Origin of the sequence: Parasalinivibrio latis, from assembly GCF_036825535.1 — a bacterium.
In the GTDB taxonomy this organism is placed as follows: Bacteria; Pseudomonadota; Gammaproteobacteria; order Enterobacterales; family Vibrionaceae; genus Parasalinivibrio; species Parasalinivibrio latis.
On record NZ_CP098812.1, the window covers coordinates 2,529,892 to 2,544,714 of the forward strand.

The window sequence follows — 14,823 nt, forward strand, 5'->3', positions numbered from 1 at the left end:
TGACAAACGAGAGCATAACTACAATACAAGTTTTTGTTTTTTTCTCGCCACTCACATCTTAAAAACTCGTAACTACAAATACAAAAGAGCCCGCATTAAGCGGGCTCTTTTCATTCAGCTTTCTACATTAAGCAGTAGCAGCTTCTTTTTTCTTCGCTTTGGCATCAGCTTCTGGCTTACGGTCTACTGACTTCTTGATAACAGTAGTGCCTTCGAAAGATTCGCCTTCGATGAATGGCTTGCCGTAGTAAGAAGCAACCAGCACGTCTTTCAGTTCAGAAATCAGTGGGTAGCGTGGGTTCGCACCAGTACACTGGTCATCAAACGCTTCTACAGACAGGGCATCAACTTTTGCCAGGAAGTCTGATTCTGGTACACCAGCTGCCTGGATAGACATTGGGATATCCAGATCAACCTTCAGCTCGTCCAGCCATGCCAGCAGACGCTCGATCTTCTGAGCAGTGCGGTCACCGGCTTGAGACAGACCCAGGTGGTCTGCTACTTCAGCATAACGACGGCGTGCCTGTGGACGGTCGTACTGAGAGAATGCAGTCTGCTTGGTTGGGTTGTCGTTAGCGTTGTAACGAACCACGTTAGAAATCAGCAGTGCGTTTGCCAGGCCGTGTGGCAGGTGGAACTCAGCACCAATCTTGTGCGCCATTGAGTGACATACACCCAGGAAAGCGTTCGCAAAGGCTACACCAGCGATGGTTGCAGCATTGTGCACTTTCTCACGGGCGATTGGGTCGTTTGCACCGTTCGCATAGCTTGATGGCAGGTATTCTTTCAGCATCTTCAGAGCTTGCAGAGCCTGACCGTCAGAGTATTCGTTCGCCAGTACAGATACGTAAGCTTCCAGAGCGTGAGTTACCGCATCGTAACCACCAAAGGCAGTCAGCGACTTAGGCATGTTCATCACCAGGTTGGCGTCTACGATAGCCATGTTTGGAGTCAGTTCGTAGTCAGCCAGTGGGTACTTAGCACCAGTCTTGTCGTCAGTAACAACGGCAAATGGCGTTACTTCTGAACCAGTACCAGAAGTGGTAGTGATGCATACCAGCTCAGCTTTCTGACCCATCTTAGGGAACTTGTAGATACGCTTACGGATGTCCATAAAGCGCATTGCCAGTTCTTCGAAGTGAGTTTCTGGGTGCTCGTACATTACCCACATGATCTTAGCTGCGTCCATTGGAGAACCACCGCCCAGAGCCAGGATAACGTCTGGCTGGAAGCTCTTCATTGCTTCTGCGCCCTTCTCTACAACAGACAGTGTTGGGTCAGCTTCAACTTCGAAGAAAGTCTGTACTTCCATACCCTGTGCTTTCAGCAGTGCAACAACATCGTCTGCGTAGCCGTTGTTGAACAGGAAGCGGTCTGTTACCAGGAATGCACGCTTCTTACCTTCCAGGTCGCCCAGTGCAATTGGCAGGCTGCCACGACGGAAGTAGATAGACTTAGGTAGTTTGTGCCACAGCATGTTTTCAGCTCGCTTCGCTACAGTTTTCTTGTTGATCAGGTGCTTAGGACCTACGTTCTCAGAGATAGAGTTACCACCCCAAGAACCACAACCCAGAGTCAGTGATGGTGCAACGTTGAAGTTGTACAGGTCACCGATACCACCGTGAGTGGTTGGGATGTTCACAAGAATACGAGCGGTCTTCAGTTTGTCACCGAAGTACTTGATGCGATCAGCGTTTACGTCCTGGTTGGTGTACAGACCAGAAGTGTGGCCAATACCACCGATTTCAACCATGCGTACCGCTTGCTCAACAGCGTTTTCGAAAGAAGTCGCACGGAACATACCCAGTGTTGGAGACAGTTTTTCGTGAGCGAATTCGTCTTCAGCGGTCACTTCCAGACCTTCACCAATCAGAACCTTGGTGTCTGCTGGTACTTTCACACCGGCAAGTTCAGCAATCTTAACCGCTGGCTGGCCTACGATGTCTGCGTTCAGGGCACCGTTAATCAGCAGTACTTTACGTACTTTGTCAGCTTCTGCCTTGGACAGGACATAACCTTTGTGAGAAGCAAAGCGCTCTTTCACTTCGTCGTATACTTCATCCATAACGATGACTGCCTGCTCAGAAGCACACACTACACCGTTATCGAAAGTCTTAGACATCAGTACAGAAGCTACAGCACGCTTAACATCTGCAGTTTCGTCGATAACTACAGGTACGTTACCCGCACCAACGCCGATTGCTGGCTTACCAGAAGAGTAAGCTGCTTTAACCATGCCTGGGCCACCTGTTGCCAGAATCAGGTTCAGGTCTTCGTGCTTCATCAGCGCGTTAGACAGCTCTACAGATGGTTGGTCGATCCAGCCAATGATGTCTTTTGGAGCACCGGCTGCTACTGCTGCATCCAGAACCAGTTTCGCTGCCGCATTGGTAGAGTTCTTCGCACGTGGGTGTGGAGAGAAGATGATACCGTTACGGGTTTTCAGGGAAATCAGTGACTTGAAGATTGCAGTTGAAGTTGGGTTGGTGGTTGGAACGATACCGCAGATGATACCAACAGGTTCAGCGATAGTGATGGTGCCGAACTCGTCATTCTCTTCCAGAATGCCGCAGGTCTTTTCATCTTTGTATTTGTTGTAGATGAATTCTGACGCGAAGTGGTTTTTGATTACCTTGTCTTCCACGATACCCATGCCAGACTCTTCAACTGCAAGCTGGGCCAGTGGAATACGTGCATTGTTAGCGGCCAGGGATGCAGCGCGGAAAATCTTGTCTACCTGCTCCTGAGAGTATGTTGCAAACTCACGCTGTGCAGCTTTAACACGTGCAACGAGCGCATTGAGTTCTTCAACGTTTCTTACGGCCATAATGCTCTCCTAAAGATACTTAAAAATGTGAAAACTATTTAGTAAACACATGCCAGCAGATGTCTGATACGGCGCTGGCTCAATCCTTTATCACATACATTTAGTAAATAACTTTCAAAACTGATTATAAATTTTCATAACCAAAGAAAGTTGACCTAGATCATGTCCGTATGACTTTGCTTATTTAGAGCACAAAACGCCATTTTTGTACTGAAAACCAAGCATAGCAGCGAAATTTTTCCGCCGTAAACTCCTTATGCGCCTCGAAATGTAACACGTTGTGTTGGTGTTTCAATCCAAGAACGAGAGATAAACACAAGAATGCATATCAAAACGCAATATATGAGATCTAAATCACGTTTATGACAAATTATGAAAGTATGCAGATCACGGATTTACAGCAAAAAGTGAAAATCTGACTGACAGGTCGATGACAATTTGCTCACAGATTAGTTTTCCTTGTGAAAACGGCACAGTTTTATTTGTTGGACGGAAAGCATTTATTTATCTACATTGCCAGGGTCCGGCTCCACTCTGGTGACACACACATACTCGTAACCACCCTTTTCTGACATTCTGAAAATGAACCAAATAGAAGTTGTTATTTTCTTTCAGTTTTTCATCGGCATGTTCGCTGCGGTCAACCCCGTGGGTATCATGCCGGTTTTCGTGTCACTGACTGCCCATCTGCCGTCTGATGAACGAAACAAGATTGCCTCTACAGCGACTATTGCTGTGGCGATTATCCTCGTAATCTCGCTGCTTGCGGGCCAGTTTCTGTTAGATGCGTTCAGTATCTCCCTGGATTCATTCCGGGTTGCAGGTGGTTTGCTGCTGATGAGCATTGCCTTTTCAATGATGAGCGGCAAGCTGGGCGAAGATAAGCAGAACAAACAGGAACAATCGGAATCTGTCAGCCGTGAACAGATTGGTGTTGTCCCGTTGGCAATGCCTCTGTTGGCTGGCCCAGGTGCCATCAGCTCTACGATTGTTTACTCTTCCCGCTACCCAAGCTCAATGGATACCCTCGGCCTCATTGCCACCATCTGTGCATTTGCCTTTGGTATCTGGCTGTTGTTCCGGGCAGCCCCGGCAATCGTGAAATTGCTGGGCCAGACAGGTATCAACGTAATTACCCGTATCATGGGCCTCATCCTGGGTGCCTTGGGTGTGGAGTTTATCGCCAACGGTATCAGAGCCCTGTTCCCAGGCCTGGCATAACTCATTCACTAAACTAAATTAAACAGGCCAGCACCTCATGCTGGCCTATCTTTTATCCCTTCGTTATCCTTCTCTTTTTAGCAACAGTCTCACCCCGGGCAAAAAATAATGCATAAAGAAAGGAAAAAACGGGAACGCTCTCCTTTGCAGGAATCCCTCTATACAATTATTTTCGGCACACACACGCCTGCCGGGAAAGCGTTTGATATCGGTCTGATTGGATTGATCCTGCTATCGCTGATAGTCGTTGTTCTGGAATCAGTAAGCTCTCTGGAAGCACGTTTCGGTACCATTTTTGATGTGCTGGAATGGATGCTTACCGGCCTGTTTACACTCGAATACATCACAAGACTATATTGCTCTCCCCGTCCAACTGCATACGCCCGAAGCTTTTACGGCGTCGTTGACCTTGTGGCCATACTGCCCTCTTATATTTCTCTGTTGGTTCCGGGTGCCAACACCCTGATTGTCATTAGGCTGCTGCGCGTTATGCGTATTTTCCGGATCCTGAAACTGGTGCGGTTCCTCCAGGATTCCAACATGCTGCTCAGATCGCTGATGATGTCTGGCCGGAAGATTTTTATATTCTTTTCTACCGTCGCCATTTTAGTCACAGTGTTTGGTTCCCTCATGTTTGTCATCGAAGGCCCTGAACACGGTTTTACCAGTATTCCAATCAGCATCTATTGGGCCATTGTGACAATCACTACGGTTGGGTATGGCGACCTCGTGCCCCATACCTACCTTGGCAAAACCATTGCGTCTCTTACTATGCTGCTAGGTTATTCCATACTGGCAGTACCGACAGGAATCATCACTGCAGAAATCGGCAGGGAAATGTCTACACACCGCCAATTGGTGAAGTGCCCAAACTGTTCCCGTTCCGGACACGAACCGGACGCGCTTTACTGCAAGCACTGCGGAAGCGAACTGGCTGACCCTGACAGCCGGGTAACAGCGGAAGAGTGACATCAAACACCTCTTTACCGGCGCTGGGCTATCCCATGTTTGAGCAGCAGCCGGTAAAGGGTAGCTTGGGAGACATCCAGAATTTCTGAAGCCTGGCTGACATCGCCCCGGGTTTCTCCCAACGTTCTTACCAATACCTGGCGTTCCGCCTGCTCCTTTGCCTCTTTAAGGGTCATTCTTTCAGGCCGTTCCGTTGGCAATGCCAGATCTTTCAACGTCATCCGGCTATTTTGGCAAAAAAATACTGCTCTTTTCACCACGTTGTAAAACTCCTGCATTTCCCCAGGCCAGGACTTATGTACCAGAGCATCAATCACTTCAGGTGCAACGTCCGGGCAGGGCATTGCCGCTTCCTTGGAGATTGCCCTGACCAACGTTTGCGTGAGATGAGGAATATCGTCCAGACGCTGGTTGAAATTGGGCATGATTAGTTCAATCAGTTGCTCGCTGGAGAGCTGCATTTCCCGTGTAGCAGAAACAAAAGCCTGATGTGCCTCCCTGGCTTCTGTCCCGACAATCAGACGAGAATGGGAATAAATAGAGTCCTTTGAGGTTCGGATGTGGTGGATCCAACAAAAAAGGGCTTTCAGGCTTACATTTTCAAGGTGGCTGACGTATAGCGTCCCGGTTAGATGGTGGCCCTGCCCATGAAACTCTTGGCTGTTTTCGTCCTCCTGACTTGTGGCTTCCGGTATCTCATAGCGGCTGCTGCCGTCATACCAGAGGTGGGTGAACTCACCATTTCTCTGGTCAGATTTCCGGTGAATTTCCCGCGCAACATGTAACTTGAATAACGCGTCATCTCCGGACAGCAATACTACGTCATTGGTCATTGATGTAGAGGAGATTTGTGATTTCAATTGCTGAATAACTACAGAGTTTCCCTCCATACCCCAGCATTGCTCTGCATTCACACTTTGCCTGACAGGACAGAGAGCCTGGATTCCGAACTGGTGGTTAACTGAGCCCACTAACCGCTCAACAGGTACGGGCTTGGTGTAGTAATCCACACAGTTGTTGAACAGGAATTCCCGCATTGAGGCATGCCGTATACTGCTGCCGTCCAACATGGATATCCATCGCAAGTTGGGGCGGCTTAAGGTGAGTCGCCGTAAAGAGGACAATGAAAAAGAGTAAAGGCCAAATTCGACAATAACGACCGCACACCGATTTCCAATTTTGTTACGGATAAGGCCATCTGCGTCTTCCAGTGTGTAGCAGCTGAGAATATTAACACCCTGTTTTTCAAGTTCGGCAACCCACTTCTCATATTCACATCCAATCAGAAGAAGAGTCGGCCGAACCTGATTGCTGTCTCCCATGTTCGCCATACAGTCCCAACCATCAAATTTTTAAAATTGAAGGCTCAATTCAGCGAGCCTCTAAAATTAAAAAAATAAACCCTATGCAATTTCAAGCATGTACCAATTGTTAGATTGGCTGGGAGGGATCGGTTGGCGTGAGCATCAGTAGTGCGTCAGGGACAAACTGCGCTCTAATTTTTCCGCGGCCGCCTTAGACCGGATAAAACGTTGGACATTGGCATCAATATCCACTTTTGTATTCACTTTAATGGATTGATTATTAAGCGAGTTCTGAATGATATTCACAACAGAATTTTGCAAGTCCTGTGTGACGCTTTCTGGGATCACATTACCAATACCCGATTGGATAACCGTTACATTCTCACTGGGTTGAGAGAGTGTGGGAACAGGGTTGCCAGATACGTCAGTTTTCGCTGTCACATTGTCGATTCCGGGTTGGACGGGTACCCGAGGACTTTCAACCGCCGGTGCTGGAATTACATCCAGTTTTCCGTTCTTGATAGTGAAACCCCCAATATGTGAATTAAAAAACGGCACATCATTAAAAATGGTTTCAATGGAAAGGCCTATCCTGAAAAATGTGCCCTCAAGGTCAAAACCTCCCCGGTATGACAAGAGTTCAAATTCCGACATTTGAAAAGAAGGGGATACATTTAACCGGTCACCTGCCTGTACAGAACCTCCTGCAAGGAGTGCCACAACAAGTAACGGGTGTAGGTAGTTCGACATAGCGTCCTCCCTTTAAAATCCTAAAATTGCCGGTGACGCGACCATGTCAGAGATCATCGCTTCACGGGAAATAGCGCTGTCCGTCGGGGCCGATTCATAAATACTGAAATTGTTATCTGTAATAAATGAGTCCCTGCCCTCATCTGCCCGGTTGACCACCAGCAATACAACTTCCCGGTAATAATTCAGGAACTTATCCTTTTCCATCACCATAATCCCCCGGGAAGGGTCTCCTAATATAACGGCGTTATCATTGATGCCCTTGATGAGTACAAAGTGATGGTATCCATCGAAATTAACCAGGGTAATGACTGGTACACCTAATTCACGAAGTTTATCCAACCCCAGTTTGTATCCCTCAGCCTGTAGGCCGAGGGAGTGTAAATACTGCCTCATATCAAAAAGGGAAAAGCCCTCTTTTTCAATTTTGGCCCTGTCACCGGCATCAAACATGGCCTTAAACGCCGAGTCTTCCGCAACATCAATGTTGTAGTGATAGCTGGCAAGTGAAGCGACTGCTGCTGATCCACAACTGAAATCAAACTGCTGCCGAATAACGTCACCAAAGGTTTTTTCCTGATAACTTTCCACATCCACATTAAAAGATTGCTTGGCAGCCATATACCCGAGCGGATATGCAGAAGAAACCATTACCGCGGAAAACAAAACTGCCTTGATGACGTTACTTAGCATCTCAATCCCCTCCTACCGGTGCGTCAACACGTAAATTGATGACTGTTGAATGCTGGATGAGCACATTACTTCCGCTGTTCTGCACCACATTAACCACACCGGACGCGCCGGAGAATGCAGTATCCTTAATGACGTTCTTACCTGATGTTACGTTCTGGGCGAGGTTATTACTCACCTCCCCTGTTTGGTTAGACTCGCTGACCATTGAATCGACATCTATCAGTACATCATATTGCCCACCGCGGGTGCTCAGCATCTCATCATCATCAACAACAGATCCTGCCGTTAAATCCAGTTCCGAACCGGTCGCCCCGGCCGAAAACAACAACAGTAGCCCCATAACGGTGCGTCGCATTACAACCTCCTTCAAGGAGTGCCCCGGCTTGCCGGGGCTCTATTCCCTGTAGATTTACAAGTTGCCTCCGCCATTACCCGCATTATGAATAGAGGCGTTAACCGCCACACTCTGTTGGGTCATAGCCTGCGCTGCACTGTTAGATGCTGCCTGTCCAACACCGGTTGAGGTATATCCATCCAGCGCATTATTAACAGAAGTGGAGATTCGCTGGTTCAGCCCACCTCCTTCGCCTGCACCAAAGCCGCTGCGGGTATTACTCAGTGAAACCCTGTTGTAGGAGACACCTCCCTCAAGCGCAGATTCAGAGACCCATTTTTCAGCAGACAAGGACTTGCTCAGCGTAGTCTGGGTCGCGATGGTCTTGGTCTTGGTATAGGAGTTGTTACGGTTGTCTCCATCATCACCGTTGTTGGTGGCGGTGTTGTTGTCCCGGTTATCACCATTACCAGTGGCAACAGTTTTGGTGTAACTGTTATTGCGGTCATGGCCGTCATCACCGTCATTGGTGTCCATGAGATTGTCACGGTCGTTCCCATTACCCCAACCTACGGATTTGGAGTAAGAGTTGTTCCGGTCATCACCGTCATCACCGTTGTTGGTATTGGTGTACACATTGTCCCGGTTATGCCCGTCGTTTCCGTCACCAATGGTATTGATATTATTGTTGTTATCGTTACCGTCACCTTTGGTCAAGGTATTGCCGTTACCGTCGTCACCAGCGCCATTGTCATTCAAGTTACCACTGTTATTGACGTCATTGCCGGGTCCATTCGCTGACACTACGTCACCGTATGCTGCAGTGTCGTCACCCAACCCGTTTGCAGTCTGGTTTGCCAAAACAGCCGGAGCAGTAAACACGGCTGCCATCAACACTGCCAGCGTCGTTTTCTTCATATCCATGATTCATTTACCCCTTTACTCAGTTGTTGTGGATAGAAGCGTTAACTGCAACGCTCTGTTGGGTCAGCGCATTGGCACCGCTGTTCACAGAAGCCTGGCCGATACCCGTAGACTCGTAGTTGGAAATTGAGTTGGTCGCATTGGCAGTGATGCTTTGAGTACCGGCGCAACAAGCACGTGCTGAGTGATCGTTAGACAGAGACACCTCGTTATTTGTCACAGAACCATTCAATGTAGACGTTGATGCCCAGCTGTTCTTGTCGATTGAGATCGTGGTCGTCATCACCGAACTGTCTGAGTAAGTATACGTCTTGGTGTTATCACGGTTATCACCGTCATCACCATCATTGGTTCTTGTGGTGTTGTCACGGTTATCACCGTTGTTCCGGCTGGTAGAACGGGTATCTGTGTTGTCCCGGTTGTCACCGTCATCACCATCATTCGAGGTCATGCTGTTATCACGGTTGTCACCGTTTTTCATATTGAACTCTTTGGCATAAGAGTTATCCCGGTTGTTACCGTCATCACCGTCATCAGTCATCGTGTCGGAGTTATTACGGTTGTTTCCGTCATCACCGTCACCTTTGGTCGTGGTGTTGCCGTTGTTATCATCACCATCGCCATAGGTTTTAGTATTGTTGTTGTAGTCGTCACCACTCCCCTCAGAAAATGTATTGTTACTGCTGTTAGTGTCATGGCCTCCACCATTTGCCGAGGTTACATCACCACCCGCGGCTGCATCGTTGCCGGCACCGTTCGCTGTTTGGTCTGCATAAACCGTCGAGATGGATCCAGCCATCAGACCGGCCAAAATCATTGCAAGATATGTCTTTTTCATTTTGGAATTCTCCCATTTCCTTCCGCTACTGGAATTCCGGTTTAGACTGAAAACTGAATAAAGAGTCGTCCAAACCGGACTGCTTCCTGAGTACACTGCACACCCGAATCAGCATTTGAACGTCATGCAGCTCGAAGCAATTCAATCCTACGTTCAGCAGACCTGAGAAAACGTCCCAGATAAAACAAATGAAAAATCAGGCCTATCTGGCTGATTTCATTATCTTTCATATTTTTTATTTTTTAGTGGGTTTCTCATATAAGGAACACGCAAGAATTAAAACCTGTGGTTTTTCAGAACTGCAAAAGTGAAAGGTATTGAGGATTGGCCTATCTCTGAACCCTGACTCTCATAAACGATAAAAACCATAAACATTCGTTCTACCGCATATCTGGCTAACTACGCTCAAAACAGCTCAAACCAATAAGTCTGTGTCAGATATTGCTTGGCAGGCAGCATCCAAAAAAACAACAAGGAGGCAATATGTGCCCATCTTGGAAAAGAAGTCGGCTCTGGCTTTCGGCGGCGATGCTGCCAATGGCATTCAGTGGCTTGGTGATGGCAGATGAACTGTCTGAACCCAACAGGGTACAGACCGTCAGTGATGTGCTGGAAAAGCCTGGTGTGTTAACGCCTCGCGGTGTAGTTGTATTCGATACGGGGTTCTCCTATGCGCAAAACACATCAAACAAGATTGATGTCATTGGCTATACGGTTCTGCCTGCGCTTTTGGTTGGCTTGATCCAGGCCAATGATGAAGAGAGAACTACCCTGACACTCGGTCTGGGGATGCGCTACGGGTTTACAAACAGGTTCGAAGGAGAAATCCGGGTTCCTTTTATTGCAGGATTTGTAGAAAGGAGCACCAGCAACTTTAACAATACCGGGGATGGAGAACCGGAAAGCCAAAATTCCTCGTTTAATGGCTACGGTATTGGTGATGTGGAAGTTGCCTTTAAATACCAGTTTAACGTCGACAAGCCGCCCTATTGGGTGGGAGGACTGAGGTACAAAAGTACCACCGGACAAAACCCCTATGAAATTGACTTGGACGACGATGTACCAACCGGTTCAGGGTTTCACAGCATTGAACCCAACCTTACTTTAATTCAACCCTTGGCCCCGGCAGTTCTATTTATGAACATCAGTTATATCTATAACTTTGAGGGGGATTACGACGTTAAGGTAAAGCGGTCTGACGGCACTGACGCAGTGGATATGTATGAAGTACGTCCGGGAGATTCAATTGCGCTTCGCGCAGGAATGGGATTTGCAGTGAATCCCGATCTTTCTTTCAGCCTGGGTCTTTCACACCGGACAATCCTTGAATCAGATATCAAAATCAATGGAGAGAAAGAAGATTCATCAATGCTGCAGTTAGATTCGATCAATTTTGGCGTTAACTACCGCTTCAGTCCTGCCACTTCCATGAATATTGTCAGTACAGCGGGGCTTACAGAAGACTCACCCGATTTTCAGCTGAGCTTTAACCTGACCAAATCGTTCTGACTGTGGGGTGAAAGGAAAGAAGCCAGGGACGTTTGTACTTAGATGTACTAACAAACGTTACTATCATCCAGATACAAAAACGCCCGCAACAGCGGGCGTTTTTCTAAGCTATCAGCAGGGCTGAATTACAGCTTAGTAACGTTAGCAGCTTGAGGACCTTTCTGGCCTTGCTCAACGTCGAAAGAAACCTTTTGGCCTTCAGCCAGGGTCTTGAAGCCTTCAGAAACGATTGCACGGAAGTGTACAAATACGTCTGGGCCATTTTCCTGAGAAATGAAACCGAAACCTTTTTCTTCGTTAAACCACTTAACGGTACCAGTAGCTTTAGACATGGAAGTCTCCTAAAAGCAAAGTAAATAATTCGCAAAAATTGCGGTGTAGCCGGTAAGGAATTATTTATGTAACGATGGATTGATCTAGGAAAGCTTCAGGACTACGAACACGTAAAACGGTGTAACATTGAAGATTTTCGTATAACAATTGTCGCGTATAAATAGGCTGCTTTACAGGCCGGACTACAAGATAGCATAGCCGCAGGATTAGTACAGATATATTTATCGACCGACATCAAAAAAACCCTCCGAAGAGGGCTTTTTGTTGAGGCATTGGTCGATTACTTGCGACGCCAGGTTGTTCCCTGAGCACCATCTTCCAGCACAATACCTTTTGCTGTCAGGGCATCACGCGCCGCATCGGCGGCAGCCCAGTCTTTGGCAGCACGGGCATCATTACGCGCTTTAATCAACGCTTCGATTTCTGCCACTTCGTCATCTTCACCGGCATCACCTTTGAAGAATGCCTCTGGCTCCTGAGCCAGCAGGCCCAGTACATCACCCAGTTCACGCATACGCGCACCCAGCGCAGACGCGGTCGCCAGATCTTCACCTTTCAGGCGGTTAATCTCGCGCGCCATGTCAAACAGCACTGAATAGGCTTCTGGTGTGTTGAAGTCGTCATCCATTGCTTCTTTGAAGCGGGCGACAAACTCTTCACCACCGGCAGCTTCCACGTTGTCCAGACCACGCAGCGAGTTGTACAGGCGCTCCAGTGAGGCACGAGCCTGCTTTAGGTTCTCTTCGCTGTAGTTCAGCTGGCTGCGGTAATGGCCTGACATCAGGAAGTAGCGCACAGTTTCCGGGTCAAAGTGAGCCAGAACATCACGGATAGTAAAGAAGTTACCCAGTGACTTGGACATCTTTTCACGGTCAACCATTACCATGCCACTGTGCATCCAGGTATTTACATACTGGGTATCATGGGCACAGCAGGACTGGGCAATTTCATTTTCGTGGTGTGGGAACTGCAGATCAGAGCCGCCACCATGGATGTCAAAGTGATCGCCCAGAATCGCTGAGTTCATAGCAGAACACTCAATATGCCAGCCTGGACGGCCCGGTCCCCAAGGTGATTCCCAGGTAGGCTCACCAGGCTTTGACATCTTCCACAGCACAAAGTCCAGTGGGCTGCGCTTGGCTTCCTCAATATTCACACGGGCGCCGGCTTGAAGCTGGTCAAGGTCTTGCTTTGACAGCTTGCCGTACTCATCAAACTTGCTCACTTCAAACATCACGTCACCGTTACTGGCAACGTAGGCGAAACCACGCTCGATCAGTTTTTCAACCAGCGCAATGATTTCCGCAATGAATTGGGTCGCACGAGGCTCGACATCCGGACGCATCATGTTCAGGGCATCAAAGTCTGCATGCATGTCACCGATCAGGCGCTCAGTCAGTGATTCACAGCTTTCGCCATTTTCAGCCGCGCGTTTGATGATCTTGTCGTCAATGTCCGTGATATTACGTACAAACTTCAGGTCGTAACCTGAGTAACGCAAATAACGGGATACCACATCGAACGAAACAAATGTACGGCCATGACCGATGTGACACAGATCATAAATTGTTACCCCACAAACATACATGCCAACTTTACCTGGCACGATTGGTTTGAATTCCTCTTTTTGTCGGGTCAATGTGTTGTAGATCTTCAACATAATGTCTTGTGTCTCGGTCTTATAGATAATGGGATTGAGAAGGGATATTAGACCTTTTGCCGTCCCTTTTAGCAAGGCCGGAAAAGCGCCGGTTTACGAATTTTCGCACACCAGAAGTGGCACAATTCACTACAGTTAATTAGAATCGGCCCGTAAACTTACTCGTTACTGACAGGACATCATCATGGTAACACTGCACACCACCTTTGGTGACATCAAACTAAAACTGAACGCGGAGAAAGCCCCGGAAACCGTGGCAAACTTCCTTAGCTACTGCCGTGACGGTTTCTACGACAACACCCTGTTCCACCGTGTAATCGACGGATTCATGATCCAGGGCGGCGGCCTTGAGTCAGGCATGCAGGAAAAAGAAACCCGTGCTCCTATCGTCAACGAGGCGGACAACGGCCTGAGCAACGTAACCGGTACCATTGCTATGGCACGTACTATGGAACCGCACTCTGCGTCTTCCCAGTTCTTCATCAACGTGAACGACAATCTGTTCCTGGACCACAAAGGCAAAAACTCTCAGGGTTGGGGCTACTGTGTATTCGGTGAAGTGGTTGAGGGTATGGACGTCGTCAACAAGATCAAAGGTGTATCAACCGGCAACTACGGTTACATGCACCAGGACGTACCTCTTGATGAAGTGCTGATCACTGGCACTACTATCGAGGAATAATCCCTCCAAGGGCAGCCTCGCTGCCCTTTTTGTTTACGCCATCTATGACGACACTATTTATTTCTGATCTTCACCTCAGTGCTGACCGTCCTGACATTGCGGCCTGCTTCCTGCACTTTATGGAAACGGAGGCCCGCCAATGTGAGGCACTATATGTGCTCGGGGATCTTTTTGAATCCTGGATTGGTGACGATGACGATACCCCGTTCCACCGCCAGGTTATTCAGGCATTCCGAAACCTGACCGCGAGCGGCGTCCCCTGCTATTTTATTCACGGAAACCGTGATTTCCTGATTGGAAAACGATTTGCCCGCGAATCCGGCATCCAGCTCATGGATGAACATAGTGTTATTGACCTTTACGGAACACCAGCGCTAATTCTCCATGGGGACACCCTTTGCACGCGTGATGAAGGCTACCAAGCTTACCGGCGGAAAGTGCATAACAAGTTCATCCAGTGGCTCTATTTCCGCCTGCCGCTTAGTGCACGTCGTAACATTGGTAACAAACTGCGTTCAAAGAGCAGCGAAGAAAACCAACACAAATCCTATGAAATCATGGATGTAACCCCGGAAGAGGTTGATACGCAATTTGCCCGGCACCAGGTTCCACTGATGATACACGGCCACACCCACCGTCCTGCAGTCCATGAGACTGGTAATGACGGAAAAACACTAACCCGCATTGTTTTGGGTGACTGGTACGAACACGGTTCTGTGCTTGTCTGTACCCCTCAGGGGCAAACATTGGAAAGCCGCCCATTTACTACGAAAGCGTAA

At 48.2% G+C, this 14,823-nt stretch carries 14 protein-coding genes; 5 read left to right on the forward strand and 9 right to left on the reverse strand.

The window, feature by feature from the left end; all coding sequences use genetic code 11:
* Positions 1–127: 127 nt before the first annotated feature.
* The gene (gene adhE / locus NF212_RS11710; RefSeq protein ID WP_434355803.1) at positions 128–2,827 is read right to left on the reverse strand and encodes a bifunctional acetaldehyde-CoA/alcohol dehydrogenase; all 2,700 of its coding nucleotides are present in this window, start codon (positions 2,825–2,827) and stop codon (positions 128–130) included.
* Positions 2,828–3,409: 582 nt separating this feature from the next.
* Here adhE and NF212_RS11715 point away from each other — a divergent pair.
* Together NF212_RS11715 and NF212_RS11720 are read left to right on the forward strand one after the other, a co-directional pair.
* The gene (locus tag NF212_RS11715) at positions 3,410–4,048 is read left to right on the forward strand and encodes a YchE family NAAT transporter (protein ID WP_434355805.1); all 639 of its coding nucleotides are present in this window, start codon (positions 3,410–3,412) and stop codon (positions 4,046–4,048) included.
* A gap of 108 nt (positions 4,049–4,156) precedes the next feature.
* A complete protein-coding gene (locus tag NF212_RS11720; RefSeq protein ID WP_434355807.1) occupies positions 4,157–5,017 on the forward strand; it encodes an ion transporter in 861 nt (286 codons plus the stop codon).
* Positions 5,018–5,031: 14 nt separating this feature from the next.
* On the opposite strand, the gene NF212_RS11725 is transcribed toward NF212_RS11720, so the two are convergent.
* The 6 genes from NF212_RS11725 to NF212_RS11750 form a co-directional block, all read right to left on the reverse strand.
* Positions 5,032–6,348 carry a VpsR-related response regulator gene (locus NF212_RS11725; RefSeq protein WP_434355809.1) on the reverse strand — a complete coding sequence of 439 codons (1,317 nt, stop codon included), beginning with the start codon at positions 6,346–6,348 and terminating at the stop codon, positions 5,032–5,034.
* Positions 6,349–6,483: 135 nt separating this feature from the next.
* Positions 6,484–7,071: a hypothetical protein gene (locus tag NF212_RS11730; protein ID WP_434355811.1), complete on the reverse strand. Its 588-nt coding sequence runs from the start codon at positions 7,069–7,071 to the stop codon at positions 6,484–6,486.
* Positions 7,072–7,083: 12 nt separating this feature from the next.
* Positions 7,084–7,764, reverse strand: a complete 681-nt coding sequence (locus NF212_RS11735) for a C39 family peptidase (RefSeq protein WP_434355813.1) — start codon at positions 7,762–7,764, stop codon at positions 7,084–7,086.
* A 1-nt stretch (position 7,765) separates the two neighbouring features.
* Positions 7,766–8,119 carry a carbon storage regulator gene (locus tag NF212_RS11740; RefSeq protein ID WP_434355815.1) on the reverse strand — a complete coding sequence of 118 codons (354 nt, stop codon included), beginning with the start codon at positions 8,117–8,119 and terminating at the stop codon, positions 7,766–7,768.
* Positions 8,120–8,173: 54 nt separating this feature from the next.
* Entirely contained in the window at positions 8,174–9,022 is an 849-nt protein-coding gene (locus tag NF212_RS11745; RefSeq protein WP_434355817.1) for a hypothetical protein, read from the reverse strand.
* A gap of 19 nt (positions 9,023–9,041) precedes the next feature.
* The gene (locus NF212_RS11750) at positions 9,042–9,860 is read right to left on the reverse strand and encodes a hypothetical protein (RefSeq protein WP_434355819.1); all 819 of its coding nucleotides are present in this window, start codon (positions 9,858–9,860) and stop codon (positions 9,042–9,044) included.
* 483 nt (positions 9,861–10,343) lie between these two features.
* On the opposite strand from NF212_RS11750, the gene NF212_RS11755 reads away from it, so the two are divergent.
* Positions 10,344–11,369 (forward strand): transporter, encoded by a 1,026-nt coding sequence (locus NF212_RS11755; protein WP_434355821.1) that lies wholly within the window; start codon positions 10,344–10,346, stop codon positions 11,367–11,369.
* A gap of 125 nt (positions 11,370–11,494) precedes the next feature.
* Here the strand turns inward: NF212_RS11755 and cspE are convergent, their stop codons facing one another.
* Positions 11,495–11,701: a transcription antiterminator/RNA stability regulator CspE gene (gene cspE, locus NF212_RS11760; RefSeq protein WP_054674791.1), complete on the reverse strand. Its 207-nt coding sequence runs from the start codon at positions 11,699–11,701 to the stop codon at positions 11,495–11,497.
* Between the two features lie 281 nt (positions 11,702–11,982).
* Positions 11,983–13,362, reverse strand: a complete 1,380-nt coding sequence (gene cysS / locus NF212_RS11765) for a cysteine--tRNA ligase (RefSeq protein ID WP_434355823.1) — start codon at positions 13,360–13,362, stop codon at positions 11,983–11,985.
* A 184-nt stretch (positions 13,363–13,546) separates the two neighbouring features.
* Between cysS and NF212_RS11770 the strand changes: the two genes are divergently transcribed.
* Positions 13,547–14,044: a peptidylprolyl isomerase gene (locus NF212_RS11770; protein ID WP_434355825.1), complete on the forward strand. Its 498-nt coding sequence runs from the start codon at positions 13,547–13,549 to the stop codon at positions 14,042–14,044.
* Positions 14,045–14,088: 44 nt separating this feature from the next.
* A complete protein-coding gene (lpxH, locus tag NF212_RS11775) occupies positions 14,089–14,823 on the forward strand; it encodes a UDP-2,3-diacylglucosamine diphosphatase (RefSeq protein WP_434355827.1) in 735 nt (244 codons plus the stop codon).